Origin of the sequence: Acidithiobacillus sp., assembly GCF_023229925.1 — a bacterium.
Classification (GTDB): domain Bacteria; phylum Pseudomonadota; class Gammaproteobacteria; order Acidithiobacillales; family Acidithiobacillaceae; genus Acidithiobacillus.
Window position 1 is genome coordinate 380,056 of record NZ_JALNYM010000001.1, and the last position, 25,324, is coordinate 405,379.

28 protein-coding genes are annotated in these 25,324 nt (G+C 58.6%); 13 read left to right on the forward strand and 15 right to left on the reverse strand.

Going from position 1 to position 25,324, the window contains the following annotated elements; translation table 11 throughout:
* Complete coding sequence (atpC, locus tag M0P56_RS01995; RefSeq protein WP_291508375.1) at positions 1 to 516, forward strand: ATP synthase F1 subunit epsilon; 516 nt, start codon at positions 1 to 3, stop codon at positions 514 to 516.
* A 38-nt stretch (positions 517 to 554) separates the two neighbouring features.
* On the opposite strand, the gene M0P56_RS02000 is transcribed toward atpC, so the two are convergent.
* Positions 555 to 1,049: a Fur family transcriptional regulator gene (locus M0P56_RS02000; protein WP_291508376.1), complete on the reverse strand. Its 495-nt coding sequence runs from the start codon at positions 1,047 to 1,049 to the stop codon at positions 555 to 557.
* Positions 1,050 to 1,166: 117 nt separating this feature from the next.
* Here M0P56_RS02000 and M0P56_RS02005 point away from each other — a divergent pair, with 117 nt between their 5' ends.
* The 4 genes from M0P56_RS02005 to M0P56_RS02020 all read left to right on the forward strand — a co-directional run bounded on the left by M0P56_RS02005 (position 1,167) and on the right by M0P56_RS02020 (position 5,714).
* Positions 1,167 to 1,646, forward strand: coding sequence for a peroxiredoxin (locus M0P56_RS02005; RefSeq protein WP_291508377.1), 480 nt, complete (start codon positions 1,167 to 1,169; stop codon positions 1,644 to 1,646).
* The gene (locus M0P56_RS02010; RefSeq protein WP_291508378.1) at positions 1,643 to 3,052 is read left to right on the forward strand and encodes a PhoH family protein; all 1,410 of its coding nucleotides are present in this window, start codon (positions 1,643 to 1,645) and stop codon (positions 3,050 to 3,052) included. Before M0P56_RS02005 ends, M0P56_RS02010 begins: the two co-directional genes overlap by 4 nt.
* 65 nt (positions 3,053 to 3,117) lie before the next feature.
* The gene (gene speA, locus M0P56_RS02015) at positions 3,118 to 5,004 is read left to right on the forward strand and encodes a biosynthetic arginine decarboxylase (protein WP_291508379.1); all 1,887 of its coding nucleotides are present in this window, start codon (positions 3,118 to 3,120) and stop codon (positions 5,002 to 5,004) included.
* A 74-nt stretch (positions 5,005 to 5,078) separates the two neighbouring features.
* Positions 5,079 to 5,714 (forward strand): DUF1887 family CARF protein, encoded by a 636-nt coding sequence (locus M0P56_RS02020; RefSeq protein ID WP_291508380.1) that lies wholly within the window; start codon positions 5,079 to 5,081, stop codon positions 5,712 to 5,714.
* A gap of 11 nt (positions 5,715 to 5,725) precedes the next feature.
* On the opposite strand, the gene M0P56_RS02025 is transcribed toward M0P56_RS02020, so the two are convergent.
* Positions 5,726 to 6,052, reverse strand: coding sequence for a DUF1874 domain-containing protein (locus tag M0P56_RS02025; protein ID WP_291508381.1), 327 nt, complete (start codon positions 6,050 to 6,052; stop codon positions 5,726 to 5,728).
* Positions 6,053 to 6,289: 237 nt separating this feature from the next.
* Between M0P56_RS02025 and M0P56_RS02030 the strand changes: the two genes are divergently transcribed.
* Complete coding sequence (locus M0P56_RS02030) at positions 6,290 to 6,538, forward strand: type II toxin-antitoxin system Phd/YefM family antitoxin (RefSeq protein WP_291508382.1); 249 nt, start codon at positions 6,290 to 6,292, stop codon at positions 6,536 to 6,538.
* Positions 6,535 to 6,984, forward strand: coding sequence for a type II toxin-antitoxin system VapC family toxin (locus M0P56_RS02035; RefSeq protein ID WP_291508383.1), 450 nt, complete (start codon positions 6,535 to 6,537; stop codon positions 6,982 to 6,984). The genes M0P56_RS02030 and M0P56_RS02035 overlap by 4 nt, the downstream gene beginning before the upstream one ends.
* A gap of 191 nt (positions 6,985 to 7,175) precedes the next feature.
* Here the strand turns inward: M0P56_RS02035 and M0P56_RS02040 are convergent, their stop codons facing one another.
* The 11 genes from M0P56_RS02040 to M0P56_RS02090 form a co-directional block, all read right to left on the reverse strand.
* The gene (locus M0P56_RS02040; protein ID WP_291508384.1) at positions 7,176 to 7,604 is read right to left on the reverse strand and encodes a hypothetical protein; all 429 of its coding nucleotides are present in this window, start codon (positions 7,602 to 7,604) and stop codon (positions 7,176 to 7,178) included.
* 35 nt (positions 7,605 to 7,639) lie between these two features.
* Positions 7,640 to 8,323: a fumarylacetoacetate hydrolase family protein gene (locus tag M0P56_RS02045; RefSeq protein ID WP_291508385.1), complete on the reverse strand. Its 684-nt coding sequence runs from the start codon at positions 8,321 to 8,323 to the stop codon at positions 7,640 to 7,642.
* Positions 8,320 to 8,595: a hypothetical protein gene (locus M0P56_RS02050; RefSeq protein WP_291508386.1), complete on the reverse strand. Its 276-nt coding sequence runs from the start codon at positions 8,593 to 8,595 to the stop codon at positions 8,320 to 8,322. Before M0P56_RS02050 ends, M0P56_RS02045 begins: the two co-directional genes overlap by 4 nt.
* Complete coding sequence (locus M0P56_RS02055) at positions 8,592 to 9,212, reverse strand: glutathione S-transferase (RefSeq protein WP_215853804.1); 621 nt, start codon at positions 9,210 to 9,212, stop codon at positions 8,592 to 8,594. The genes M0P56_RS02050 and M0P56_RS02055 overlap by 4 nt, the downstream gene beginning before the upstream one ends.
* Positions 9,212 to 9,565 carry a hypothetical protein gene (locus tag M0P56_RS02060; RefSeq protein ID WP_291508387.1) on the reverse strand — a complete coding sequence of 118 codons (354 nt, stop codon included), beginning with the start codon at positions 9,563 to 9,565 and terminating at the stop codon, positions 9,212 to 9,214. Before M0P56_RS02060 ends, M0P56_RS02055 begins: the two co-directional genes overlap by 1 nt.
* A 48-nt stretch (positions 9,566 to 9,613) precedes the next feature.
* A complete protein-coding gene (locus M0P56_RS02065) occupies positions 9,614 to 10,108 on the reverse strand; it encodes a hypothetical protein (protein ID WP_291508388.1) in 495 nt (164 codons plus the stop codon).
* Between the two features lie 18 nt (positions 10,109 to 10,126).
* Positions 10,127 to 10,414, reverse strand: a complete 288-nt coding sequence (locus tag M0P56_RS02070; protein WP_291508389.1) for a ferredoxin family protein — start codon at positions 10,412 to 10,414, stop codon at positions 10,127 to 10,129.
* Positions 10,411 to 11,709 carry an FAD-dependent monooxygenase gene (locus M0P56_RS02075; protein WP_291508390.1) on the reverse strand — a complete coding sequence of 433 codons (1,299 nt, stop codon included), beginning with the start codon at positions 11,707 to 11,709 and terminating at the stop codon, positions 10,411 to 10,413. The genes M0P56_RS02070 and M0P56_RS02075 overlap by 4 nt, the downstream gene beginning before the upstream one ends.
* Before the next feature lie 16 nt (positions 11,710 to 11,725).
* The gene (locus M0P56_RS02080; RefSeq protein ID WP_291508391.1) at positions 11,726 to 12,820 is read right to left on the reverse strand and encodes an electron transfer flavoprotein subunit alpha/FixB family protein; all 1,095 of its coding nucleotides are present in this window, start codon (positions 12,818 to 12,820) and stop codon (positions 11,726 to 11,728) included.
* Between the two features lie 19 nt (positions 12,821 to 12,839).
* Positions 12,840 to 13,682 (reverse strand): electron transfer flavoprotein subunit beta/FixA family protein, encoded by an 843-nt coding sequence (locus tag M0P56_RS02085; protein ID WP_291508392.1) that lies wholly within the window; start codon positions 13,680 to 13,682, stop codon positions 12,840 to 12,842.
* A gap of 216 nt (positions 13,683 to 13,898) precedes the next feature.
* Positions 13,899 to 14,702: an IclR family transcriptional regulator gene (locus M0P56_RS02090; protein ID WP_291508393.1), complete on the reverse strand. Its 804-nt coding sequence runs from the start codon at positions 14,700 to 14,702 to the stop codon at positions 13,899 to 13,901.
* 96 nt (positions 14,703 to 14,798) lie between these two features.
* On the opposite strand from M0P56_RS02090, the gene M0P56_RS02095 reads away from it, so the two are divergent.
* Genes M0P56_RS02095 through glcF form a run of 5 tightly spaced genes read left to right on the forward strand, consistent with a single transcriptional unit; the run spans position 14,799 to position 22,170 of the window.
* Positions 14,799 to 17,018 carry a phosphoketolase gene (locus M0P56_RS02095; RefSeq protein WP_291508394.1) on the forward strand — a complete coding sequence of 740 codons (2,220 nt, stop codon included), beginning with the start codon at positions 14,799 to 14,801 and terminating at the stop codon, positions 17,016 to 17,018.
* A 12-nt stretch (positions 17,019 to 17,030) separates the two neighbouring features.
* Positions 17,031 to 18,353, forward strand: a complete 1,323-nt coding sequence (locus M0P56_RS02100) for a four-carbon acid sugar kinase family protein (protein ID WP_291508395.1) — start codon at positions 17,031 to 17,033, stop codon at positions 18,351 to 18,353.
* A gap of 12 nt (positions 18,354 to 18,365) precedes the next feature.
* Positions 18,366 to 19,832, forward strand: coding sequence for an FAD-linked oxidase C-terminal domain-containing protein (locus M0P56_RS02105; RefSeq protein WP_291508396.1), 1,467 nt, complete (start codon positions 18,366 to 18,368; stop codon positions 19,830 to 19,832).
* Positions 19,795 to 20,904, forward strand: a complete 1,110-nt coding sequence (glcE, locus tag M0P56_RS02110; RefSeq protein WP_291508397.1) for a glycolate oxidase subunit GlcE — start codon at positions 19,795 to 19,797, stop codon at positions 20,902 to 20,904. Before M0P56_RS02105 ends, glcE begins: the two co-directional genes overlap by 38 nt.
* Before the next feature lie 9 nt (positions 20,905 to 20,913).
* Complete coding sequence (glcF, locus tag M0P56_RS02115) at positions 20,914 to 22,170, forward strand: glycolate oxidase subunit GlcF (protein WP_291508398.1); 1,257 nt, start codon at positions 20,914 to 20,916, stop codon at positions 22,168 to 22,170.
* A gap of 54 nt (positions 22,171 to 22,224) precedes the next feature.
* Here glcF and M0P56_RS02120 read toward each other — a convergent pair whose 3' ends face one another.
* Together M0P56_RS02120 and M0P56_RS02125 are read right to left on the reverse strand one after the other, a co-directional pair.
* Complete coding sequence (locus tag M0P56_RS02120) at positions 22,225 to 23,553, reverse strand: OprD family outer membrane porin (RefSeq protein ID WP_291508399.1); 1,329 nt, start codon at positions 23,551 to 23,553, stop codon at positions 22,225 to 22,227.
* Between the two features lie 153 nt (positions 23,554 to 23,706).
* Positions 23,707 to 24,630, reverse strand: coding sequence for an extracellular solute-binding protein (locus M0P56_RS02125; protein WP_291508400.1), 924 nt, complete (start codon positions 24,628 to 24,630; stop codon positions 23,707 to 23,709).
* Positions 24,631 to 24,836: 206 nt separating this feature from the next.
* Here M0P56_RS02125 and M0P56_RS02130 point away from each other — a divergent pair, with 206 nt between their 5' ends.
* Positions 24,837 to 25,241: a hypothetical protein gene (locus M0P56_RS02130; protein WP_291508401.1), complete on the forward strand. Its 405-nt coding sequence runs from the start codon at positions 24,837 to 24,839 to the stop codon at positions 25,239 to 25,241.
* Positions 25,242 to 25,324 lie beyond the last annotated feature (83 nt).

The following is a 25,324-nucleotide window of genomic DNA, read 5'->3' on the forward strand; positions in this document are numbered from 1 at the left end:
ATGCAGCAGAACAGAGCATTCCGTATCAATGTGGTGGATATCCATGGCGAAGTGTACAGCGGACTGGCGCATTTTGCGGCCGTGCCAGCGGAACTGGGCGAGATCGGCATATTACCGGGGCATGCGCCCTTGCTGTCAGGGATGCGTGCCGGAGAGTTGCGTATTACCCAAACCGACGGTCAAACACAGATTCTTTTTCTGGAGGGCGGGCTGTTAGAGATTCAGCCCGATATCGTGACTATTCTCGCCAATGCGAGCCTGCGGATCATGGATATTGATATTCAGGATAGCAAGGAGCGCATCAGAGACGCGCAAAGCACCTTGGCGAAGGCCGCGGTTCATCCGATGGATTTTGCCCGCGCCGAATTGGAATTACAGAGAGAGGTGGCAAAAGTGCATGCGTACCAGCGCTATCAGACATACGAACAACGGGGTGGCAATACCAGTGATTACGATTGGGAACGTCCGCCTTTGCAGAATGTGCCGAAGGTGAGCGCGCAAGAACTGGAGGACTGATTGTCATGGTGGCGGGCGAGGCACAGCGCGCCACGTTATCAGGCAATGACTTTTTTATCGAGTTCTTTCGGCGGTTCCTTCCCGCAGTGGGCGCAGACCCCGTTGACCACCAGTTCCATTTCAATCATGGAGTAATCGGCGGGCAAGCAGGGCACCGGTACACTGCTTTCGGGCAGGCAAAACACTTGGCCGCAAGAAACACAATGGAAATGCGGGTGTTGGGTCGCCGTTTCTTCACGGCGGGCGCTAAAACGCCAGATTCGGTCATCTGCCGTGATCCGGTGGGCCAGTCCGATCTGTACCAGCCATTCCAGATTACGGTAGAGGCTGACACGGTCAATCGCCCCCGTATCCGACGCCTCCAGACGTTGCCGCAGTTCGGGGTGACTCAGTGGTTGCTCGGCTTCCAGCAGCGTCTTGAAGACTGCTACCCGTAAACGGGTGATACGCTGTCCGATAGCGCGGAGACGCTGCGTTGCCTCGGCATCGGAAACTTCCGCCGTGAGGGGATGGGGAGGTGATAAATACGTCATGAAGTCATGCTAGAGCAGAAGGCGGGGAGGGCGCAAGCAATGGCCTTGTGTTGCTTTCCTGGACAGCGCCCCATCTGCCGCGCTAGATTTTCGGTCAGGCCCACTCAGGAGTTCCTCATGTCCTCAGAAATCATCACCGTCGGTCAACCTGCACCCCGGTTTCATGCCGCAGCCTATGGTAAGGCATCGTCCATCAGCCTCGATGACCTGCACGGGAAGGTCGTGGTGCTCTATTTTTACCCTAAAGATAACACGCCGGGTTGTACGACAGAGGGGCAGGAGTTCACGGCACTTTACCAGGAATTTCAGGCCGCTGGCGCGGAAATTCTCGGTGTTTCCCGGGATACGGTCGCTAGCCATGAAAAGTTTTCCTGCCAGTTTAACTTTCCTTTCCCGCTTCTGGCCGACACCGATGAAGCACTCTGCAAGGCCTTTGATGTGCTCAAGGAAAAAAACAATTACGGCAAGGTGGGTATTGGTGTTGAACGCAGCACTTTCGTAATCGACCGGGAAGGCAAAATCGCCTACATCGAGCGTAAAGTGAAGGCCGCCGGACATGCAGCCGCCGTGTTGCAAATCGTCAAGCAGCTACCATGAGTAGCCGGGAAATGGCAGGCTCAAATGAGATGAGGGTGCGTCTCTACATTCTGGATACCAATGTGCTGATGCACGATCCCTCAGCGCTATTCCGCTTTCAGGAACATGACATCCTGCTGCCGATGATCGTGCTGGAGGAGCTGGATCAGCACAAAAAGGGCCTCAGTGAGCAGGCACGCAATGTGCGTCAGGTGAGCCGTTATCTGGACGAGATGCTGACGGATACGGCCGATCTGGATCAGGGTTTGGTGCTGCCCTACGCTCAGGGACGACTTTATTTCCAGACTGCCGCACATCAGCAGGTGCTGCCGGAAGACTTGGCCGGCGGCAAGGCGGATAATGAAATCCTCGCCGTGACTCTGGCCTTACAAAATCGCCATCCCGAAAAGGACGTGATTCTGGTCAGCAAAGACATCAACCTCCGCATCAAGGGGCGCACCCTCGGCATTCGCGTGGAGGATTACCAGAATGATCGTGCTTTGGATGATGTGGATCTGCTCTATACGGGCGCAGAGACGCTGAGTGCCGATTTTTGGGATCTGCATAGTCGTGATCTGGACGCCTGGCAGGAGAGCGGGCGGAGTTATTATAAAATCAGCGGCCCTGCCATTCAGCACTGGCATCCCAATCAATTTATCGCACTCAGCACAGCGGAAGAATCGGCCGAAGACTTTGCCGCGATCGTCCGTGAAGTGCATCCAGAACACGCCATTATCGAGCGCATAACCGATTATCGGAGTGACCGGCATGCGGTGTGGGGTATTTTGGCGCGTAATCTGGAGCAGAATTTTGCATTGAATCTACTCATGGATCCGGACGTTGATTTTGTCACCCTGCTGGGTCATGCCGGTACCGGTAAGACGCTGCTGACGCTGGCGGCAGCGCTGCATCAGATTTTCGAGCAGAAGCGCTACTCGGAAGTGATCATCACCCGCGCGACGGTACCGGTGGGCGATGAGATAGGCTTCCTGCCCGGCACGGAGGAAGAGAAAATGCTGCCGTGGATGGGGGCGCTGGAGGACAATCTGGAAATTCTGGCGCGCGGCAGTGATGAGAGCGGCAGTTGGGGGCGCAGTGCGACACAGGATCTGATCAGTAAGCGGATTCGCGTCAAGTCCATGAGTTTTATGCGCGGACGCACTTTTCTGGAGAAATTCGTCATCATCGACGAGGCGCAAAATCTGACGTCCAAGGAAATGAAAACCCTGATCACCCGTGCCGGTCCGGGGACCAAAATCGTCTGTCTGGGTAATATTGCCCAGATCGACACGCCCTATCTGACGGAAACCACCTCAGGTCTGACTTATGTGGTGGATCGCTTCAAGGACTGGGCCTACAGCGGACACATCACCCTGCGTCGTGGGGAGCGTTCGCGTCTGGCGGATTTTGCCAATGCGGCCTTGTGATCCCCTTGTCTCCTGACCTGCTGAGCCCGTAGACTGCGCGCAGGGCATCGAGGGAGTGAGCGCGCATGACATGGTCGGTCGCAGATAGTCGCCATCTGTATAACCTGCCGCATTGGGGTGAAGGATATTTCGATGTGGGCGCGGACGGGCAGATTATCGTCCGTCCCGACGCCAACCCGCAGGGTGCCGCCATCGGGCTGGCCGATGTCGCGGCGGTACTGGGTGAGCATTCCCTCGGTTTACCCTGCCTCCTGCGTTTTCCGCAGATTCTTGGGGATCGGGTTGCGCGCTTGCACGGCGCATTTGGCGATGCCATCCGCGCCCTCGGCTACGCTGGCAGTTACACCCCCGTTTATCCGATCAAGGTCAACCAGCAGCGGCGTGTCGTAGAAGAAATCTTGCGTGCCGGTGCGGGCAGCGTCGGTCTGGAGGCAGGCAGCAAACCGGAGCTGTTAGCGGTCATCGGGCTGATGCCGGTAGGCGGTACCATCATCTGCAATGGTTACAAAGACCACGAGTATATTCGTCTGGCTCTGACGGGTGAGAAGTTGGGCATGCAGGTCTACTTGGTGGTGGAAAAACCCTCGGAACTGCCCCTGATCCTGAATGAGGCCCGCAAGCTCGGCGTCAAACCTCGGATCGGGGTGCGCGCGCGGCTGGCATCCGCAGGTTCCGGCAAGTGGCAGAATACCGGTGGCGAAAAGTCTAAATTCGGCCTGTCTACGGCGGACATTCTGGAACTCGTCCACCGCCTGCGGGCAGAAAATGCGCTGGATAGCCTGCAATTGCTGCACTTTCATCTCGGCTCCCAGATTCCCAATATTCAGTTCATCAAAGGGGGGATGCGCGAATGCGCCCGGCTCTACGCGGAATTGCGACGCCTGGGCGCGGCCCTGGAGGTGGTGGATGTGGGCGGCGGGCTCGGTGTGGACTATGAAGGGACGCACTCCCGTGCATACTGCTCCACGAACTATCATGTCTCGGACTATGCCCATGCCATCGTCGCCACGCTGGCCGATGTGTCGCGCCAGGAGGGGCTGCCGGAGCCGCGTATCATCTCCGAATCGGGGCGGGCGCTGACGGCCCACCACGCCATTTTGCTGACCAATGTCACCGATGTGGAGATGGCGGCAGGGGAACATCCGCAGTCAACCTCTTCCGCCGACCTGATGGATGGAGAATGGGGCCGTCTGCTCACCCGGCTGGATCAGGGTAACGCCGCCGCGGCGCTGGAAATCTATCAGGAGGCTCTTTATCTTCTGGCGGAGATTCACCAGCAATTCAACCTCGGTATCGTTCACATTGAAGAGCGGGCCGAGGCCGAAGGCATTTATGCCCAAGTGCTCTGGCGGGTGCGCGGCTTCCTTGACCCGCACAATCGCGCGCATCGTGACATCCTTGATGAGCTCGACGAAAAGCTGGTGGACAAATATTTCGTTAACTTTTCCCTGTTTCAGTCGCTGCCCGATGTCTGGGCCATCGATCAGATTTTTCCAATATTGCCCATACAGCGGCTGAATGAAGAGCCAGCCCGACGGGCTCGTCTCGAAGATATCACTTGTGACTCCGACGGCCGGATTGATGCGTACGTCACGGCTGAAGGCCTGACACCAGCGCTGCCGGTACATGCGCTACAGGCGAATACGCCTTATCTCCTCGGTATTTTTCTGGTGGGTGCATATCAAGAAATTCTCGGGGATATGCATAATCTGTTCGGTGACACGGACTCGGTTAATGTGCTCTGTGATGCTTCGGGCGCCATGCGTCTGGAGCAGCCGCTGGCGGGGGATACGGTGGAATCCGTCCTGCAATACGTACAGTTTTCCGCTACCGACTTGCTGGCCCGTTATCAGAAGAAAGTGGAAGCCTGCAGCCATCTCAGCGATATGGAGCGTCACGAGTTTTTACAGCAGTTTGCGGATGGGCTGCATGGTTATACCTATTTGGAGTAGCGTAAAAAAGCATAATAATCATTATGCTGAAATAAAATAGACTGGCAATTCATGGTGGAGAATAAGGAAGGCGGATGATTTGGGAATGGGTGGATAGAATATCGGCAATGATCGATATTTTGGTGGGAGGTATCGCGTTATATGGCTTGGTGGTCAGCTTGTATGATCCGCAAGCTATCCGCCGTTGGTTCCCTGGTTTGTTTGTTAACTCGCATGATGACGGCGGTGAGGTCATCGTGCAGTTAGAAGCCAGGGGCTTGGTGTTTACTGTGAGCCATAGGGATACGCCCGTCTGGATGATAGATAAGGTTAATCCAACGCATATCGCACTGGTGGGCAGTGAAGCGAGTGTGGTAGAAATGCATGCGATTGCGGAGTATGCCCGCCGCAAGGACATACAGGTAGTGTCACAGCAGGAAATCAAGGATACGGACGACGTTTCGGAGGCGCGGCACGCGGTGGAAGATGCGTTGCACCAGTTGCGCCACCGCGTGGGTGACCAGATAGCCGTGGATTTGACGGGCGGAAAGACCACCATGAGCCTTGGTGCATTTATGGCCGCCGATGAACAGATGGTGGAAACCGTCTATGTAAGTGCACCATATAACACACAACTGCGCAAACCAGTGTTAAGTGAGGCGCATATTTACCTGATTGCCAACGGCAAGCGGCGGGTAGAGGCGCAGGGCGCCGACGCCTCTACTGCCTGATTGGCGAATCGTTATTCTATTCGCTCCAGCAGGGCCAGTTCGTAGGGGCGGTTTTTTAGGTCTTGGGCAGTGAGCAGACTGCCCTCCGCTTGCCGGTCCTGTAGATAAAGCACCAACGCCCGGTCGCCTTTTTGCAGATCGGCGCGGATACGTTGCATGGGTATCGGCTGCCCCAGCAGTTCCGTGAGGAAGGCCGCGGTGCTCTCGTGGCCGACGGCGGAAATAAATCCGCCCTTCACTATGTCGCGCGCTGCCTCTATGGCCAACGGTCCATGGAAGGCCCACACGCCATAAGCGGTCAGGACCGGACTGTTCAGAATGTAGGTGGCGCCAATCATCTTCAGTTACCCCTCACCATCCAGCCATTTCAGAACGCGCTTTTTGAGATGTGGCAAGCCTTCAGGGCCAATCAATTCCACTTTGTGTTGGCGCGCATCGTCGGCGTGAACGGGCCATTTCGATGATGCCCTGGCCGTTGGGCAGCTTGATGAGCCGGACGACGAAGATGGTTGAATTCAGGCAGCGTAAGATTTACAGTGACCACTGGTGACTACTGGTGTGTGAGGGTATCTATTATGCTGACCATTAATCTGAAGGACGCCAAGGCCAGATTCTCCAGCCTGGTGAACGAAGCCATCCAAGGTGAATTTGTGACCATTACCCGTCACGGCAAACCCGTGGCCGCGCTCGTGTCGGTCGAGGCGGCGGAGATTGCCCGCAAGACAATGGGGACGAATCGCCCGCGACTTGTGGCCTATCTCAGGACTTTCCCTGGTGAATCGTTCGAGCGTAATCATACGCCGTCGCGGAATATTGCATTGTGAGGAGCTATCTGCTCGACACCGATGTGATTTCCATGCTTTCGCCATCGCGGAACGATGCATCCGAGATGTTTATCGCCTGGCTGGAACGGATGGATAGTGAAAACCGGCTGTTTTTGTCTGTTACCACCATCCACGAGATCGAAAAGGGGATTGCGCTTTTGGAAAGCAAGGGTGCGACGGCCAGAGCCGCAAGCCTCAGAATCTGGCTCATAGGGCTTGTATCCAATTATGAGGACAAAATCATCGTGCTCGATGGGGCTGCAGCAGCGTTATCCGGTCAACTGGAAGCCAGGGCGATTGCGGCGGGCTACAATTCGGGCATGGCCGACGTCACTGTCGCGGGCATGGCAAAAGCACATGATTTAGTTGTGGTCAGCTGCAATACCAAGCACTTTTTACCGTTTGGTGTGGGCGTGATTTCTCCTGATGAGGCAGCAACGTCCTAAAAGATTCGCTAAAAAACAGGTGAAAGCAACTGCATAATAGGTAGCCTTCCTGCTGGTCGGGGGCGGCGCCCTCCGGCAGCACGGCGGTCCAGACCGGAGCGGTATTAGCCGCTTCCTTGGTAACGCGCAACGTGAACGATTTCAGTGGATTGGGCGTTGAACGATCTGAAATCCGCGTTGATCAGTTGACGTTAACCGCCCAGAATCAGATTGAAGACCTGACGTAGCAGCGTCAACTCCGTCATCGGCAAGCGCCGCAGCTCACTGATGGGCTTGAAAACGCCATCGTGGGCTGCGATTGCCTCGTGTGGGGCTTCAAATGTCGTGAAGCGGGCGAGATGGATCTGAATTGGACCGGAGTCGGTAGACAGCCAAGCCTCGAAACCGTCGTCCAGCGCTATCTGGCTGGGATTTATGTTCAATTTCTCCAATACTGCATGCAGTGCATCAGTGGGCGTATCGCCGGTCTCCGTGGGTGTCGCAACCATACTGGTGTTCTCCGGCAGTGGCGCTGGCAGCATTACACTGTCGTTGATACGAACGAAACGCAGGGCAGTACTGTAGCTGTCGAAGTGACAGAAGATCAGGCGATTGCGTTCGAGCAGATCGGATGTGGGCATTGGGTTATTCCTGTTTCGATTGGGGGGTGATCGGGTCAGCCGATGGTGATGGTCAGCGGTTCCAGCCCGGCAACAGCGGCCTCGATCACGTCGCCTTTCACCACCGGACCCACGCCGGCGGGGGTACCGGTGAAGATGAGGTCTCCGGGAAAGAGTTCGACCTGATTCGACAGGAAATGGACGATCTGGGGAATTTTCCAGAGCATGTCACCGACATCGGCGCTCTGGCGGATTTGACCATTCACCTTGAGTTCGATCTTACCGCGGGCGATGGTTCCCGAATAAAACTCGGGTGTGATGGCCGTGCAAGGCGCCGAATGGTCGAATGCTTTGGCCATCTCCCAGGGCTGGCCCTTTTCGCGGGCAACGCGTTGCAGGTCGCGGCGGGTCATGTCCAGACCCACGGCATAGCCGAACACATAGTCATAATCGACCTTGTCCATGGGGATATTTTCGCCACCCTTGTGTAGCGCCACCACCAGTTCTACCTCGGGCTGCAGGTCGGTAGTGCCGGGCGGGTAGGGCAGCACTGAATTATTCTGCAGGATGGCGCTGGCCGGTTTCATGAAAAAGACGGGTTCGGTATCGGGCGCGCTGCCCATTTCCCGGACGTGATCAGCGTAGTTCTGCCCGACGCAAAAAATGCGTCGCACCGGGAAAGGGTTGCTGGACATGGCGTCCAGAGTCACGACAGGGGCGGGCGGGAAGGCGTAGTTCATGGACGGGCTCCTGTGTCGGGTGAAATGGCGGGATAACAGGCATCTGCTCCCATTTCTTGATAACTGATCCTGAAGCGGGATTCAATGTGCTTTTCATCAAGGATTCGGTCGCGGCACTCGGGGTAACGTTGTACCAGACGGTTTCGGTGCGCCTGCCAGGCGTGGAGCAGGGCGCGGCTGGCCGCCTCCTGATCCTCGCCGGTGCCCTGGAAGGTGAAATGATGGGTGCGCATTTCCGCCAGAACAAAGCAGTTTGCGCTTTCCGTTGTCATCGATAGCCTTCCTCGCGCAGTACACGCTGCACGGCAGGTCTGGTCCGCAGGCGTTGGTAGTGGGCGTCGCAATGTTCAGGTAGTGGGATGCCCAGCCGGTCTGCCCAGAACTCCACGTAAAACAGCGCCGCATCGGCGATGGAGAAGCCGCCGGTGACATAATCCAATCCGGCAAGGGCGTCATTCAGGATGGCGAACCCCTGATTGACGATTTCCCGTCCGCGCGCCTGCACGGCCGCGTGATCGGCGGCGTTGGGGGTGAAGGTGTCCGTAATGAAAATGCGGGCGAAGCCCTGGCCGTGCAGGGTGCCGACAGCATAGTCCATGACTTCCAGCACGCGCGCCTCGCCGTCGGGATACTCTGGCAGCAGTTTCGCCTTGGGGTGGGTGCGTGCCAGCCACCAGGCGATGGCCTGGAATTCCGTCAGCGCCGTGCCGTCCTGACGCACCAGGGTGGGGATGGTGGACTTCGGATTGATGGCGCGGTACTCGGGCTTGTGGTGCTCGCCGGCTGGCAGATTGACGATCCAGGCCTCGAAGGGGAGATCCAGTTCTTCCAGCAGAATATGGATGCCGGTGGAGCACGATCCGGGGGTCATATAGAAGCGCATTGCCATCAGTTGTCCTCTTTAAACCATTCCGGCTGGTTTTTGCGGTATACCCGCAGCCACATCAAGGTATCTGGTGCCAGCGCGCGCACCGCGAGCCAAAGCAGGATGTCCTCTGCTTTATCATTGGTTGCGAGGCGCTGGTCGAGGGCGCGCCAGCCTTCCCAGTCTATTTCCACCAACAGGGCATGGATATCTGGCGACAGGAGCAGGGCGAACTTGCTCATGAGGCGAAGCTGGCGTCGAGTTTCTGCGCGAGTGAGGCGCGACGCGAGAAACTCTTCCTTCTCCAGCCCTTCAGTCAGCGTGAGTACCGCAGTCCCCGCCTCTTCAATCGCGTTAAAGGGCGAGATGCTCAGCATAGACGCGCTCCGGGTGGGTATTCCATCTTGTATGGCACATCGCCAGGCTCAATGCGCCGTCAGACCATCGGCATAGGCGCGGATGACGGAGGCTCCTACCAGATCGTGAGGGTCCAGTTCGCCGATCTTTTCCAGAACCTCCCGGCATTCGTCCAGTTGCTTGCGGCGTAACAGGGTGAAACTCTGGGCCTTCAGGGTGAAGAGATAAGAATGGGCAGGATTGTGAATCACGGACCAGTCTGCCGTGCCTGGAGCGAGGTGCTGCCAGTTGGGGGGGAAACCGCCCAGTCGTGCCCCGCTGGCCAAAGCGGTGCGTGCTATCTCTTCGGCCTCCGCCAACCGGGACTGGCGAAACAGCAGCTTGTACATGGCAAAATAGGCGGGCAGGTAATCCGGATCGGTCAGTAGATGCTGCCTCAGCAGTTTTTCCACCTCTGTCGGGTGTGTGCTACTGGCCAGTGCAGTCTCCAGCAGCGAAGCCACCTGCCCGGTCGGGTCGGCAAAGGGCAGGGTGATCTCTCGGAGGGCACCGTCAGGGCTCATTGGACCAAGCCTCCGAACTTAACCGAACTTGAAAAGGATGCCGTGACCGCCCCGTGGATAGGACCAATCCACATTGCGATGTTCGGAACAAATGATCCGACAGGTGCCGCACTCCAGGCAGCCGTCCGTGGTCAGGACCACACCACCGCCCTCGTCTTTGGCGTAACAGGCCGCAGGACAGGCGAAGGTGCAGGACTGGGTTTTACAATCATCCGCGCAGACCTGAGGATCGCTGATCTGGATATGCGGCCGGCCTTCATCGACCCGGTAGCGGTTTTGAAACAGTTTCTCTTCGATCTTGATCATCGCGTTGCCCTCCACATGCGGTAAGCGTCTCCCACCAAACCCCACAACGAGCGTTGCTGTACAAAGCTGCCCCGAATGGTCTTTTCCTTGCTGTGCTTATCCTGACCATCGACCATCAGCATGGTATGCGCGGCGCGGTTGAGGAGTTGCGGATACACCGAAAAGAAATGCGGATTGCCGTGCAGGATATCAGGCAGTTCTTTGTATTTACGCAAGTCATTCATGACGAAACTGTCGTCCAGCGCGGTTTTGTAACGGGCAAGATGGGGGGCCGTACAGGGGAGCTTCATGTCTTTCAGCGCGATAACCGTTTCTGCGGCCAGCCGGCCACTGGTCATCGCCAGGTTGGAGCCTTCGCGGTGGACCGCATTTACCAGTCCGGCGCTGTCCCCCGCAATCATCCAGCCCTCGCCGTAGAGGGTCGGAACGGCCTTGTATCCCCCTTCGGGAATCAGGTGGGCGGCATACTCCTTCATTTCGCCCCCCTCAATCAACGGGGCAATGGCCGGATGCGCCTTGAGTTCTTCGAGGAGGGTATAGGGCGCGATGCCCGCTTTTTTGAAGTCGGACAAGAGGCAACCGATGCCCAGCGTGATGGATTCCTTGTTGGTATAGAGGAAGGCGGTGCCGACCATGCCGTGGGTGACGGCGCCGGCGATCTCAATGACCACCCCTTCGTTGCCCTTGACGTTGAAACGGCTCTGGACGACCTCCTCGGGCAGAAAGTGAATTTCCTTGACCGCGAGCGCGACATTTTTAGCTTCGAGTTCGCCATGGAAGCCGGCTTTTTTGGCCAACAGCGAATTGACGCCATCCGCCAGGATCACCACATCGGCATAAATGTCGCCTCCCTCACGATCGGTACGGACGCCGATGACCTTTTTGCCTTCCTGGATGAGCTCGGTGACCGTCGTCTCGCAGATGACCAGGCCGCCTGCGGCCTTGACCTTCCCGGAGAACCACTTGTCGAAAGGCGCCCGGAGGATGGTATAACGATTGGGCCGGTCGCTGTTAAAGGCATCCGAGCGATAGTTGGTACCGATGAAGGATTTTTCATCCAGCATCCACATGCGCTGTTCGATGATGTGGCGCTCCAACGGGGCGTCGTCGCGAAAATCGGGAATGATGCGCTCCAGCGCGTCGGCGTAGAGAATGGCCCCCTGGACGTTTTTGGTGCCGGGAGTTTCACCGCGCTCCAGTTGCAATACGCTCAGACCCGCCTGGGCCATGGTATACGCGGCCGCATTACCGGCGGGGCCGGCACCTACCACAATGGCATCAAATTTTTCGGCCATGTCATGACTCCTGTAATTAACCGGCCCGGCGGTTCACAGCCAGGCGACTGCGAAAGGCGTCGGTGAGGACGGGAAGGATCTGCACGGCGTCGCCGACAATGGCATAAGTGGCAAAGTCGAAGATGGGCGCATTGGGATCGTTGTTGATGGCGATGATGACGTCGGAGGCTTCCATGCCGACGCGGTGCTGAATCGCCCCGGAGATGCCCGCAGCAATATAAAGCTTGGGACGCACAGTCTTGCCCGATTGCCCGACCTGACGGTCAGCGGGTAGCCAGCCGGCATGGGTCACCGGACGCGATCCGCCGACTTCGGCGCCGAGTACGGCAGCCATGTCCCAGATCAGGCGAAAATTCTCGGCCTTGCCCATGCCTCGGCCGCCCGCCACGATAATGTCGGCATAGGCGAGCTGAGCCTGCTCCTGGGTTTCGTCTGGGATGAACTCCAGGACCTTGGCGATAATGTCGTCTTCCTGCATCTGCAGGGTTTCAGAAATGACACGACCGCTGCGTTCTGGCATGGCGTCGGGCATGGCCATGACCCGGGGGCGGATGGTGGCCATTTGCGGGCGGTAGTTCAGAGTCTGGATGGTGCAGAGCAAGCTGCCGCCGAAGGTCGGACGGGTGGCGAGGAGTCCGCGATTGTCCGGGTCAATGGCGAGTTCCGTGCAGTCTGCGGTCAAACCCGTGAGCAGAGTGGTGGCCACACTACCGGCGAGATCGCGGCCCAGGGTGGTGGCGCCGAGCAACAGAATCTCCGGCTGATGGCGGTTGACGAGGTCGGTCATGGCCATGGTGTAGGGCTCGTTGCGATAGTCCGTGAGAATGGGATCGGCCACGATATAGGCCACATCGGCGCCATAGGTGAAAGCGCTACGGGCAGCGGCACCCAGTTCATCGCTGCTGCCGCCGAGGATGACGGCGCCCAGTTCTACGTCGAGAATATCGGCTAGCTTGCGTCCTTCGCCGAGCAATTCCCAGGACACCTGGTGTACCTGGCCCCGTTCCATTTCGACAAACACCCAGATCCCCTTGTAGGCCGCCAGGCGGGGGTCCAGCTCCAGGCGCTTTTTGCCTTTGGGCTTTGCGGGTGCGGCAGTGTTCTCGCTCATGCGAATGCTCCTTGTGCGTTTATGGGGTGATCAGGCCGAGTTCCTGCGCCAGGCGCGGGTGCTGGCTGCTGAGAATATCCAGGATGGCGTTGGCGGTGCCGCTGGCGTCCAGATCAGCGCCGATCATCTGTGCCTTCACGGCCCGGGGCTTGGGGGTGAATATCTTGCTGACCACTGTGGGCGAGCCCTTGAGGCCGATTTTGCTGACGTCCTCAATACCGGCGCGCTCTTTATTCCATTTAGGCACGTCAAAGCGAGCCGAGCGGAACATATCATCCATGCCCGCGAAGCGGATCTGGTTGCTACCCTCCAGCATGGTGATCAGTGCGGGCAGGTGGGTCCGGATCACCTGCACACCACCTTCAGAACGGCGTTGTACGGTGATGCTGCGCTCCTCAAGGTCCAACGCATCGATAGCCGATACGTAGGTGAGGAGTTGCAGGCCCAGGCGCTTGGCAATGCCCGGCCCGACCTGCGCGGTATCCCCGTCAATGGTCTGCTTGCCCGTGAAAACCAGATCGACGGGATGTTCCTCACCAATTTTGCGGATGGTCTGTGCCAGGGCGAAGGAGGTCGCCAGGGTATCGGCACCGGCGAAGGCGCGGTCGGTCAGGAGTATCACGTCGTCGGCACCATAGGCGATGGCCTTGCGCAGTGCGTCTTCCGCTTGGGGCGGCCCCATGGTCAGCACGGTGACTCGCCCGCCGAAGCGGTCTTTGAGGCGCAAGGCCTCTTCGATGGCGAAAACGTCGAAGGGATTGATGATGGCGGGTACACCCTGCCGCATGATGGTATTGGTGACCGGATGCACCCGGATCTGGGCGCTGTCGGGAACCTGTTTGATACAGACGACGATATGCATGGCGTACTCCTGTTACCGATCTGTCGGTGATCTGAAGATGCTGTTGTACTGATCTAAGCAATCTTCATTCCAGATTCGGCTGTCTTGTCAATTTCAAGATAAACAGGCTGTTGCCTAGAATGCACCAGAAAAACAACGTCAGCAGCGAATGTAGGCTTTGCGACAAAATGCAGGCTTTATCACGACATGCTCAATTCAATGCTTCGGGGTTTCTTCTCAGGGCGAGGAGGAGGTCAAGGTTTCCATCTCGATGCACACCGTCTGCCCCTGCAGTCGCGTATCGATGCGCCGGGCCGCCTCCTGTAGCAGCGGTACCCAGCTCTCCTGGCGGCGTTCGATGGGCGCAGAGATGCTGAGGCCGGTGTTCCAAGGCAGCGGGGTGCGCAGGAGGACGCCAATGCAGCCGACACCGATTTCCGCTTCTTCATTATCCAGGGCATAACCGCGTTCGAGAGATGTCCGGGCGTCCTGCCACAAGGCCAGGGCTTGATTTACGGTATGGATGGTAAGTGCGGGCAAGCCCGTGCGCTGGGCATATCGAGCGATCGCGTTTTCGCCATTCAGCGCCAGCATCAGTTTGCCCACCGCCGTGGTGTGCAGGGGCGCGCGACTACCGATAATCTGCTCCACCCGCATCATCCGGGTTGAGGTGGCGCGTTCGACATAGACGGCCTCGTCGCCTTGCTCGATGGTCAGATTGACCGTCTCCTGTACCTGATCGCGCAGCCAAGTCATGATCGGGCGGGCGATGGCGCGCAGGTCACTGCGCCCATGGGCGAGTTGTGCCCAGTTTTGCAGGTGTGGCCCGAATCGGTAATGACCGGCGGCGTCGCGGATAATCAGCGCATTTTCCTGCGCCGAGGCGAGGATGCGAAAAGCAGTGGAGGGAGCTAGGCCAGAGACAGCCGCCAGGGTTTTCAGGGAAGCCTGGCCGCCCTCATCGGCCAGGATGTCGAGCAGGACGCGCAAGCGGTCGATGACCTGGATGGTATGGCTGTGGCGATTGGTGCTGTCTGACATAGTATATTCCGCATGGTGGAAATGATTCCCTATTGCGGAATAATACGGTCTTCCTTACAGTGAGGGCAATATTTTTTGTTACAGGATCTCTGCGCCATGACCGATCACACAGCTCTGCCCGCCAATGCCCCCGCTTTTTGCGAAGGAATGTTCTATTTCGGAAAAGCCTGGCCGGATTTTGCGCAATATGGCCAGAGTGCGGCCATTGCTGCCGGTCATAAGGCGATCCCCGATCCGGCGGCTAAAGCGGCGGTCTACCAGACCCTGATGCTGGCCGATGCTTTGCGTTACTGCACCTTGCAGGTCTGCGCCTCCAAGTCTTCCGGACACCCCGGCGGTTTTGCTTCCAGTGCTGAGGCCTACGCTGCACTGGTCATGCTTGGCCACACCAACATCGTCACCGAGGTGGGTCATCATGCCCCAGGCTTCTATAGCGCCATGTTCCTCGACAGTTCTTTGGAAGAAATGGGTATCCGCAATATGACGGACATGATGGCGCGTTTCCGGGAGCAGCACGGCTTGCTCGGCCATCTCTCCGGCGCCATCCCCGGTTTGCTGGCCCCTGCCGGGCCGCTCGGGCAGGGGCAGCATTTCGCCATGGCCGGGGCATTGCTGCATCCGGGAACCCTCTTCCCGGTGACCATCGGCGACGGCGGTTTCGGCGAACCTTATGTGCTCAGTGCCATGAAGCACTTCCACTTTGCCTACCCGAAAGTCACCAACTACCTGCCGGTGTTGGTCTGGAACGGCTTCAGCCAGGAGCACCACTCCATGGTTTCCCTGATGCACAATGACGAAATGATCGCCTATTGGCGGGCCCATGATTTCGACGAGGTCATTCTGGTAGATGCCAAGGCGTTCGACGACGCCGGTCAGGAAGGTGCCTACGTGGATTCCGCGCGATTCTCCTTCAGTCAGCGCCTGGCTTTCATGGAAGCGGTGCTGGCGGGTGTCGCCAAGGCGGCAGACAGTGCCCTGAGCGGTCGACACACGGCCTTCATTATCAAACAGCTAAAGGGAGCGGGTATGCACGTTTCGGGGGCCAAGTCCCATAATTTGTATCCCAAGGACACCCCGGAGTCACCGGAAATACAAGCGGCATTGGAACAGCGCGCCCTCAGTCCCGAGTCATGGGCTCTGGTGCGGGACAATTTCTCTCGCGCCGGCGGTGGGCCTGCCGCCAAGACCGCAGTGACTGAGCATGTGCTGCCAATTATGGAACTGGGAGAATTCCCCGTGCAGGAATTCAAACCCGGCGCGCAGGCAGTACCGGCCACCGCCATGGGCGCTCTCGTAGCCTGGCTGGGGCAACAGGACAAGCGTTTTGTGGTGACCAACGCCGACGGCAACGAAGCCTCGGCCATGAAAAATATCAACGACGCCCTGAAGATCCGTCATCCCACGGTGGACCCGCTCTACAACCAACAGCCCGGCGGTCAGGTCTATGAACCCTTGAACGAAGACGCGTGCGCGGGGCTGGCAGCAGGTCTGGCTCTCTTTGGCAGTCGTTCCCTATGGCTGTCCTACGAGTCCTTCGCCATCAACGGCTGGCCCATCATGCAGACGGTAGCCCAGGCCATGGCCGAGTTGCGCCGCAAGACACCGTCGGCGGTCTGCATGTTCACGGCGGGAGCACTGGAGCAGGGGCGTAACGGCTGGACCCACCAGCGTCCGGAGATCGAGAACTACTTTGCGGCGCAGATGCGTAACGGCAACGTCTTCCTGCTCTACCCGACCGATGCCAACGTTATCCAGGCAGCCTATGAATATGCTGTGAATAGCGTCAACAAAGCCATGGTGATCATCGCTTCCAAGAGTCCCTTGCCGGTGTACATGACCCTGGCCCAGGCGCGGGAGGCTGTGCGCAAGGGGGCATCACTGCTCCATGACACGGGTGCTGGCAAACGTGGCACGCTAACCATCGCCGTGACCGGTGATATGGTCCTCTTGCCGGTATTTGCGGCGAAGGAGCAGTTGGAAAAGGACGGCTACCGCGTGCGGATTGTTTCGGTGGTCAACCCACGCCAGCTCTACCGGCCGACGGATGTGGCGGCGCATACGGTCGCCGAAGCCGATACCGGATTTATGAGGGATACCGATTTTCACAGCCTTTTCAGCGGCGACCTGCTGTTGGGGATCAGTGGCGGCACTTCTGGTGCCCTGGAACCGGTGCTGCTGCGCAGTCGGGCGGGGCAGCGGGATGTGCTGGCCTGGCTGCGCGGTGAAACCACCGCCACGGTGGGCGAGCTCATGGCCTTCAACGGCATCACCGCCGAAACCATCGTCGCCAGGGTCCACGACTTTAGCGCCGCATAGGAGCCCCCAGGTATGGCCGAGCACAAAATCATCGTCATTGACGACGATCCAACCGGGTCACAGACGGTGCATTCCTGCCTGCTGCTGACCGGCTGGGATTTGGAAACCCTGTTGGAAGCCCTGCACGATCCGGTGCCGCTGTTCTTCATCCTCAGCAATACCCGGGGGATGGCTGCCCCCCAGGCGGCAGCCGTCACCCAGGATATCTGCCGGAATCTGCGGATCGCTCTCGAGCGGTCGGCAGCAACGGGACACGCCATTCAGCCCCTGCTGGTGAGTCGCTCCGACTCTACCCTGCGCGGTCATTATCCGCTGGAAACGGACGTCATTTCGGAGGAACTCGGGCCCTTCGATGCCCATTTTCTTGTTCCCGCCTTTTTTGAAGGTGGGCGCATCACCCGTGACAGCATCCACTATGTTCGCCAAAACGGAATGGACGTCCCCGCCCATGAGACGGAATTTGCGCAGGACTCCACTTTCGCATTTAATAATAGCTATCTTCCCGATTATGTTGACGAAAAGACCAATGGAAAAGTACCGGCGGCGGCGGTGCAGCGCTTTGTGCTGGCGGATCTGCGTGCTGGCTGCCTGCCTCGTCTGTTAGCACTGCAGGACAACGCTTGTGTGGTGGTAGATGCAGTAGAGCCCGCCGATCTTGTTGCTTTTGCCCAGGATTTGCGAGCGGCGACGGCGCAAGGCAAGCGCTTTTTGTTCCGCAGCGCGGCAAGCCTGCTCACGGCGCTAGCCGATCTGCCGGCCCAGCCGGTGGCCGCTGGCGCTATGGCGCGTCTGGTGCGAGGCGGTAAGCCGGGGGCCATTGTCGTCGGTTCTCATGTGCGGAAAACCACGGAGCAACTGGAGCGACTGCTGCAGGAACCCGGTTTGGCGGCGGTCGAAGTGAATGTCGACGCCTGTAGTGGCGACGAAGGCAGCGCGCAGCGGGCGAAGATTTTGCGGCAGGCAGCCGCAGCCCATGCAAAGGGACTGGATGTGGTCATCTACACCAGCCGCAGCGAGCGGCGGTTTGCCGATCAGGCCACCCGTCTGGCCTTTGGCGAGGTGATATCGGCCTTCCTGATGGAGGTCGTCCGTGGTTTGCCGGAAGATCTCGGCTATCTCATCAGCAAGGGCGGCATCACCTCCAATGATGTCCTTAGCAGCGGTCTCGCCCTGCGTATGGCCAGGGTGATGGGCCAGATTCTGCCGGGCTGCTCGGTGGTCGCCTGCCCCGCCGATCACCCCCGTTATCCTGGAATGCCGGTGGTGATTTTTCCCGGCAACGTGGGCGACGCCGACAGCCTCGCCCTTGCCCGTCGCCGTCTGCGCGGACAATGAGTTCGGGCGCACATGTCTGCCGCTCCTGATGTTTCTGCCGTGGTCGCGGATTTGCAGGCCGTCTTGCCGGCCGGGGCGGTATTGAGCAGTGCAGAGGATTTGCGTCCCTACGAATGCGATGGTCTTTCGGTGCTGCGCGAGCTGCCCCTCTGTGTGGTTCTGCCCAACGACCGGAAAGGCGTACAGGCGGTACTGAAAATCTGCTTGCGTTATGGCGTGGCGGTCGTGCCACGGGGTGCCGGAACCGGTCTGTCCGGTGGCGCACGGCCCATTTGCGGCGCAGTGCTTTTGTCATTGGCACGAATGAAACAGATCGGCGCCATCGACCGGGAAAACCGCACGGTCCGAGTACAGCCGGGCGTGCGCAATCTCGCCATCAGTGAGGCGGCGCGGCCTTCCGGCCTCTATTACGCGCCGGACCCCTCCTCGCAGATCGCCTGCAGCATCGGCGGCAATGTAGCTGAAAACTCTGGCGGTGTGCATTGTCTGAAATATGGTCTTACCGTCCACAATATCCTGGCGCTCGAAGTCCTCAGCGCAGCGGGAGAGATTTGGGAGATCGGCAGCCAGGCTCCCGACAGTCCCGGTTATGACCTGCTGGCGCTGATGGCGGGTTCGGAAGGCCTGCTGGGGGTGATGACGGAATGTACGGTGCGCCTGTTACCGACGCCGGAGCATACTCTGGTCTTGCTGGCCGCATTCGCCACCGTGGTGGCGGCAGCAGATGCCGTCAGCGCTATCATTGCCGCCGGTATCATTCCGGCGGGGCTAGAGATGATGGACAAGCTCGCCATTGAGGCGGCTGAAGATTTCGTCCATGCCGGGTATCCGCGCGACGCCGCCGCCATCCTGCTCTGTGAACTGGATGGTCCCGTTGCGGAGTTGCAGGAGCGGGTACGGGAGGTCGAAGCCATTCTCCAGCGCCATGGTGCCAGCAGTATCCGCATTGCAGAAGATACGGCCACCCGTCTGCTCCTCTGGAAGGGGCGTAAAGCCGCTTTTCCAGCCGTGGGGCGCCTGGCCCCGGACTATTACTGCATGGACGGCACCATCCCGCGCCAACGACTGGCCGACGTGCTTGGGCAGATTGCGATATGGTCCCAAGAATATGGTCTGCGGGTCGCCAATGTGTTTCATGCCGGCGATGGTAACCTGCATCCCCTGATTCTCTATGACGCCAATGTCGAAGGGCAGTTGCACGCCGCCGACGAATTTGGAAGGCGTATTCTCGAATTGTGTGTCGCAGTCGGCGGCAGTGTCACTGGTGAACACGGTGTCGGCGTCGAGAAACTGGACAGCATGTGCGCCCAGTTCAACGCGGCTGAACTGGCGCAACTACATCGCATTAAAGCTGCCTTTGACCCCGAAGGTCGCCTCAACCCCGGAAAGGCTGTGCCCAGCCTGCATCGCTGCGCAGAACTGGGCGCCATGCACATCCATCATGGTCAGCTGCCTTTCCCCGAACTGGAGCGCTTTTAACATCGACCAGAGCCAGACATTGCAGGCGCACGTAACCGAAGCGCACCGCCTGTCCCGGCCCCTGAATATCCAGGGGGGCGGGACCAAGGCCTTTTATGGCCGTGCGACGCCGGAAAACCCGCTCCTCGATCTCAGTACCCACCGCGGCATCATTGACTACGAACCCAACGAGCTTTTCATTACCGTGCGCTCGGGAACCCCCCTGCAGGAGTTGGAGGTGCAACTGGCGGAGGCTAACCAGATGCTGGCTTTCGAACCGCCTTATTTCGGTTCGGCGGCCACCATCGGTGGCACGCTCGCCTGCGGCCTCTCCGGGCCGCGCCGTCCCTATGCCGGATCGGCCCGCGACTATGTACTGGGCGTGCGCATTCTCAATGGGCAGGGAGAAATTCTACGCTTTGGCGGCCAGGTGATGAAAAATGTCGCCGGTTATGATGTGTCGCGGCTCATGGTAGGCGCCCTAGGCACCCTCGGGGTCCTGCTCGACGTTAGTCTCAAGGTGCTGCCGCGCCCGGCATGCACCCTGAGTTTGGTGCAGGAAAGCGATCCGGTTACGGCCATTCAGCGCATGAACCACTGGGCCGGTCAGCCTTTGCCCCTGTCGGCCACCGCTTTTTACGGAGAGCGTCTGTATATCCGCCTTTGCGGTACTGAGGGTAGCCTGCAGGCTGCGCGCAGCCGGATCGGCGGCGAGGTTCTGGCGGAGGTTGATGCGGATGCCTTTTGGACTTCACTACGTGAGCAACGCCATGTGTTTTTTCAGAGTGACGCACCCTTGTGGCGGCTGGCGCTTCCCCCCGCGACCCCGCCCCTGCCGCTTGCCGGTCAGACTCTGATCGAGTGGGGCGGCAGCCAGCGCTGGCTGCGCAGCCAGCGCGATGCGGTGTTTCTGCGGCAACTGGCCGCGCAGTATGGCGGTCACGGCACGCTTTTCCGTGGCGGCGGCGGCGCACGCGCGGCGGAAATGTTTCAGCCCATGGCGCCGGCCATGCTGGCGCTGCAGCAGCGTCTCAAGGCCGCCTTTGACCCCCGCGCCATCCTTAACCCCGGCCGTTTGTACGCCACGCTCTGAGGTCTGCTCATGCAAACGCGCATTTCTCCCCGTTTTCAGGATGACCCGGCGATTGCCGAAGCCAACGCCATCCTTCGCACCTGTGTGCACTGTGGCTTCTGTAACGCCACCTGCCCCACTTACCAGATTGTTGGTGACGAACTGGATGGCCCGCGCGGTCGTATCTACCTGACAAAAGAGTTCCTGGCCGGGGGTCCCGCTACCAAACACAGCTTGCAGCATCTGGATCGCTGTCTCACCTGCCGTGCCTGCGAGACCACATGCCCTTCCGGCGTGCGCTATGCGCGCCTGGCGGAAATAGGCCGCGAATACATGGAAGCGGAAATCGGTCGCCCGGCGCTGGAGCGCCTCAAGCGCCGGGCACTGCGCGCCATCGTCCCCTATCCCGAGCGTGTTCGTCTGCTGGTGCAGTTGGGCAACATATTCAAACCTCTGCTGCCCAAAGCGCTGGCGGAAAAAGTCCCGGCCTTGCCGCAGACCCTGCCGACTACAGCCCAGCCCATACTGCCCGCCACCCGCCGGGTCATCGCCCTCGGCGGCTGTGTGCAAAGCGTGGTGGCTCCGGCCACCGAGGCCGCTCTGGAACAGATTCTTGCCACCCTCGGCGTCGCCGTCGATGTGCCTGCCAGCGCTGGCTGCTGCGGAGCCCTCAGTCTGCATCTCAACGCCCATAGTGAGGCCCACAAATATATGCGCCGCAACATCGATGCCTGGTGGCCTCTGATCGAGGCAGGCAGCGAAGCCATTCTGGTCAGTGCCAGCGGCTGCGGCAGCATGGTCAAGGATTACGGCGAAGCGCTGCAACATGATCCCGACTACGCCGAAAAGGCCGCTCGTATTTCGGCCCTCGCCCGTGACCCCAGCGAATGGCTGGTCGGTTTCATGGATGAAATCCCTTTCATTCCCGAATACCGCGGCACCGTAGCCTTTCATGCCCCCTGCACATTGCAGCATGCGCAGCGCGTGCGAGGCGTGGTAGAACCATTACTACAGCGTGCCGGTTATCGCCTGACCGCCGTGCATGACCCCCATATCTGCTGCGGGTCTGCTGGCGCCTACGCTATCCTCCAGCCGGAATTATCCCGACAACTCCGCGGACAAAAGCTGGATGCGCTCCAGGCCGAGCAACCGGACTGTATCGCCACTGCCAACATCGGCTGCCAGATGCATCTACAGGGCGGCACGGATGTCCCCGTTAAACATTGGCTGGAACTGGTGTTGACGGCGCTGGATTACTCTGCTCATGAGCCACATGTTGTTCCATAAGACTGCTCACTGGTTCGAGCGCCCTTTGGAGCACAAAGTCTAATGGTATGGGTGCTAAAATTGGTAAATCATCATTACCCGGTTGTACACAAAGGAATGCTGCCCTGATCCAGGAAACAGCCCGGCCGCACCGCCATTGCCGACTTCCACCTGATCACGCAGGCACAACCCCTTGAACATGCCCTGCGGAAAATAACTCACGTTAAAGTGGGTCCAGTTGCTGTTTCCCAAGAAATAGGTAGTGAATTGGGAGAAGCCGGCCGTCAGTTGCACCTGTTTATGCCAGACCCAGTAAGCCGCACGCACCCGCCAGCCGTGGCCGGGGCCGACGCCCACCAGGCCCTGAATCATGGAATCCACATAGAGCGGATCGGCCGTATAACCGACGGTATAGGGCGAGATGATGGCACCGCCACCCAGGGCATGTGCATGGTGTAGGGTCGCATCATAACCCCACCAGAGACTGCCGTTGGGAAACTGGAAACCCGCTTTTACACCCCAGTTGGTGCTGTTCACCCCCTGTCCTGGCTGACCAAAGAGGGTGGTATCGGTACGCGCAAAGGCCTCGCCGGCACCCCATCCCCTGGTGAACTGCGCATCCACAAAGGGCTTGAGGACGAAGGCGGTGGGCAGGGCGTAGTGGCCGCTCCAGTAGAACATGTTGGCGAACTCGTCGAACTGGTAAAACCAGGCAGCAGTTTCGGTATGAAACACGTGATATTGGACGCCAAAGGCGAGCGCCCCGTTGGTAGGCGGAGTACCAGCAGGCAGCACGTTGGGTCCGCCATAGAGGGAGTCACCCTCATAGTGGCCGGGATAATAGAGGTTATCCCGGTAGAACTGGCCGGTGGTGCGGTCTTTCCAGCGGAAAATCCGCAGCGCGCTGAATTGCAGGCGGCTGAGGGGATGGGCCTCCAGGGTTACCCCCTGATAGGTGGCGGGAATCACCCGTCCACCGACCCGGTTCAGCCAGGGGGTATCCACCAACTGATTGCCTGCCTTGACGGTGACCCATTTGTCCTGATATTCCAGATAGGCCTGACCAAGCGCATTGACGGAGGGGCCGGTACCCATGAGGGTTTTGTCGATCCGTGCCGGATTGCTGGGTTGCGTGCCGAGTGCATTGGCGGTGTAAAAACTGACGCCAACCCGGAAGCCCGAGAGGAAGCGTGCGGTGACGATATTGATGCGTCCGGCCAGGGAGTAGGCATAAGCATTGACGGTGTTGGGCGTGCCGTAGAAGCGACTGAAGTAATAGGAACGGATTTGTCCGTCAATGTGGCTTTTGGCAAAAAACTGGGACAGGGTTTCGGCTTGGGCGCTGGCGTTGAAGGCGCCAATCAAACTGGCTGCTGTTATCAGGTGAAGGATATTTTTCTGCATGGGAATAGCTCCTGCGTATCGCGCATGGTGGTTTTCGTTGCGGTATTTTTAATATAACGCGGCGTAATCAGCCGGGTCGCGGAGGGATGCCTCACCCCAGCGGACCGGCGAACTGTTTATGCCGGGCGCCGAACGCTCTGGCGCAGACCCGCTTTATTTCAACATGTCACCCTTGGGCGGGTTGTAGCCGGTCTCTTTGAACATAGCCTGACCCTGGGGGCTGGTCATGAAGTGGATAAAGGCCATGCCCAGTTGGGGGTCGGGCGCGTCGACGGGTACCGCAGCATAGAAGACCAGGGGCTGGGTATGCACGGTCTTGGGTTTGCCGTCCACATTCAGGGTGAAGTGGACTTTGCTGTACCAGTCTTTGACCATGGCCGGATTGCTGAGATTGATCTGATCGGGCAGGGTGATATAAGGCAGATGCAGGGATTTTACCGCGCTGAGATAACCCGATGAGGCGGCGATCTGGCCACTCTTGAGGCGGGAAAGTAAGGATGTCTCCGTGAATATTTGCTGGGGGTTCTCGACCGGTCCGAGGACTTTGTTCACCAGATCCGGTTGGTGATAATACTTTTCAGCCAGCATGAAGGTAAAGACGATATTTTGCCCTTGGGGATCGGTTTTGGGATCTGTGCGGCCGAAGACTACCCCCGGCTTCTGCAGGATTTCATACCAGGGTACTTTGCCTTCTGCGGCTTCCTTAAAGTCTTTGGCGTAGGGGCTGTCGGGACTATAAGCGATGCACATGGCAGTACCGGCGACCGGGTAGGCCTCCTTGACCAGACCGGCCTTGATCAGCACCTCGATGGGGCCGGGGGTGATGGAGACAAAAACGTCGGTGCGCAGTTTGTGGGCGGCGATGAGCTGGGCGAGGCCGTAAGCGCCCTGGCCCTCCCCCTGATATTGCACGTTATGGGCTTTGGCGAAGGCCGGTCCGAGATGCAGGTCCATGACCGCACCCATGGAGCCTGCGTAAGCGACATGCAGGTCTTTGGCCATGGCCTGGGGCGATAAACCCAGCAGGCTCGCGGCGATGATCAATGCAAGTGAACTTTTATGCTGACGGTGTTTCATGGGCTCCACTCCTGTGGTTTGCGAAATATTCAATGGAATATACCGGCAAATATTTTTTTCTGTCAATGGTTTTTTAGCTGGTCATGCCCCAATATTCCATGAATTTGGCATCTTTTTTGCTGCATCGTCCACGCCGCCCTATTACCCACTTATTTGTTCGTTTTCTGACAAAAATGTGTACTTATTGACATCCAAGGAGAGGCTTTTTGATACTGCGGATACGGCGGGCGTATGTCGAGGCGATGGCGCAGGAGTTCCCGCATCTAGCGAGCTTAATGCGACAAGGAGAAATGAATATGCGTACAATCATTACCCTGGCAGGCCAGGATGTGGGATTGGTGAGCGAAAACGATATGGCTCTCGCCATACAGGCGGCTGAGGAGGTCTTCGCACAGCATGAAGCTGACCCCATGGCTTGCGAAGTGGCCAACCAGAAGCAGTATAGTAATGCGGATATTACCAGGGATGAAGCATTATTGTGCGTCATCTGGGAGGAAGCCAATTATGCCGCCTGGCACAAAGCCACTATTGGCTGGATGAGTCGGGATATCGATCTTTACATGATGGTGCGAAATGTTGTATCAGATGGCATGGGTTCCATATCAGAATAATATAATTGGTTTTTTCTGTATTAAAAAGGAGTTTGCGCTGAAAATTGAAAATGACGAAGTACTAATGGATACCAGTGATTTTG

Bases quoted from the DNA above. Each gene is read 5' to 3' on its own strand.
- M0P56_RS02100 (WP_291508395.1), top strand. From the start codon at position 17,031: ATGGCCGAGCACAAAATCATCGTCATTGACGACGATCCAACCGGGTCA.
- M0P56_RS02065 (WP_291508388.1), bottom strand. From the start codon at position 10,108: ATGAGCCCTGACGGTGCCCTCCGAGAGATCACCCTGCCCTTTGCCGAC.
- M0P56_RS02090 (WP_291508393.1), bottom strand. From the start codon at position 14,702: ATGTCAGACAGCACCAATCGCCACAGCCATACCATCCAGGTCATCGAC.
- M0P56_RS02095 (WP_291508394.1), top strand. From the start codon at position 14,799: ATGACCGATCACACAGCTCTGCCCGCCAATGCCCCCGCTTTTTGCGAA.
- M0P56_RS02020 (WP_291508380.1), top strand. From the start codon at position 5,079: ATGATTTGGGAATGGGTGGATAGAATATCGGCAATGATCGATATTTTG.
- M0P56_RS02025 (WP_291508381.1), bottom strand. From the start codon at position 6,052: ATGATTGGCGCCACCTACATTCTGAACAGTCCGGTCCTGACCGCTTAT.
- M0P56_RS02055 (WP_215853804.1), bottom strand. From the start codon at position 9,212: ATGGCAATGCGCTTCTATATGACCCCCGGATCGTGCTCCACCGGCATC.
- M0P56_RS02120 (WP_291508399.1), bottom strand. From the start codon at position 23,553: ATGCAGAAAAATATCCTTCACCTGATAACAGCAGCCAGTTTGATTGGC.
- M0P56_RS02030 (WP_291508382.1), top strand. From the start codon at position 6,290: ATGCTGACCATTAATCTGAAGGACGCCAAGGCCAGATTCTCCAGCCTG.
- M0P56_RS02075 (WP_291508390.1), bottom strand. From the start codon at position 11,709: ATGGCCGAAAAATTTGATGCCATTGTGGTAGGTGCCGGCCCCGCCGGT.
- M0P56_RS02080 (WP_291508391.1), bottom strand. From the start codon at position 12,820: ATGAGCGAGAACACTGCCGCACCCGCAAAGCCCAAAGGCAAAAAGCGC.
- speA (WP_291508379.1), top strand. From the start codon at position 3,118: ATGACATGGTCGGTCGCAGATAGTCGCCATCTGTATAACCTGCCGCAT.
- atpC (WP_291508375.1), top strand. From the start codon at position 1: ATGCAGCAGAACAGAGCATTCCGTATCAATGTGGTGGATATCCATGGC.
- M0P56_RS02070 (WP_291508389.1), bottom strand. From the start codon at position 10,414: ATGATCAAGATCGAAGAGAAACTGTTTCAAAACCGCTACCGGGTCGAT.
- M0P56_RS02045 (WP_291508385.1), bottom strand. From the start codon at position 8,323: ATGAACTACGCCTTCCCGCCCGCCCCTGTCGTGACTCTGGACGCCATG.
- M0P56_RS02000 (WP_291508376.1), bottom strand. From the start codon at position 1,049: ATGACGTATTTATCACCTCCCCATCCCCTCACGGCGGAAGTTTCCGAT.
- M0P56_RS02105 (WP_291508396.1), top strand. From the start codon at position 18,366: ATGTCTGCCGCTCCTGATGTTTCTGCCGTGGTCGCGGATTTGCAGGCC.
- M0P56_RS02060 (WP_291508387.1), bottom strand. From the start codon at position 9,565: ATGCTGAGCATCTCGCCCTTTAACGCGATTGAAGAGGCGGGGACTGCG.
- M0P56_RS02050 (WP_291508386.1), bottom strand. From the start codon at position 8,595: ATGACAACGGAAAGCGCAAACTGCTTTGTTCTGGCGGAAATGCGCACC.
- M0P56_RS02085 (WP_291508392.1), bottom strand. From the start codon at position 13,682: ATGCATATCGTCGTCTGTATCAAACAGGTTCCCGACAGCGCCCAGATC.
- M0P56_RS02125 (WP_291508400.1), bottom strand. From the start codon at position 24,630: ATGAAACACCGTCAGCATAAAAGTTCACTTGCATTGATCATCGCCGCG.
- glcF (WP_291508398.1), top strand. From the start codon at position 20,914: ATGCAAACGCGCATTTCTCCCCGTTTTCAGGATGACCCGGCGATTGCC.
- M0P56_RS02005 (WP_291508377.1), top strand. From the start codon at position 1,167: ATGTCCTCAGAAATCATCACCGTCGGTCAACCTGCACCCCGGTTTCAT.
- M0P56_RS02010 (WP_291508378.1), top strand. From the start codon at position 1,643: ATGAGTAGCCGGGAAATGGCAGGCTCAAATGAGATGAGGGTGCGTCTC.
- M0P56_RS02040 (WP_291508384.1), bottom strand. From the start codon at position 7,604: ATGCCCACATCCGATCTGCTCGAACGCAATCGCCTGATCTTCTGTCAC.
- glcE (WP_291508397.1), top strand. From the start codon at position 19,795: ATGGTCAGCTGCCTTTCCCCGAACTGGAGCGCTTTTAACATCGACCAG.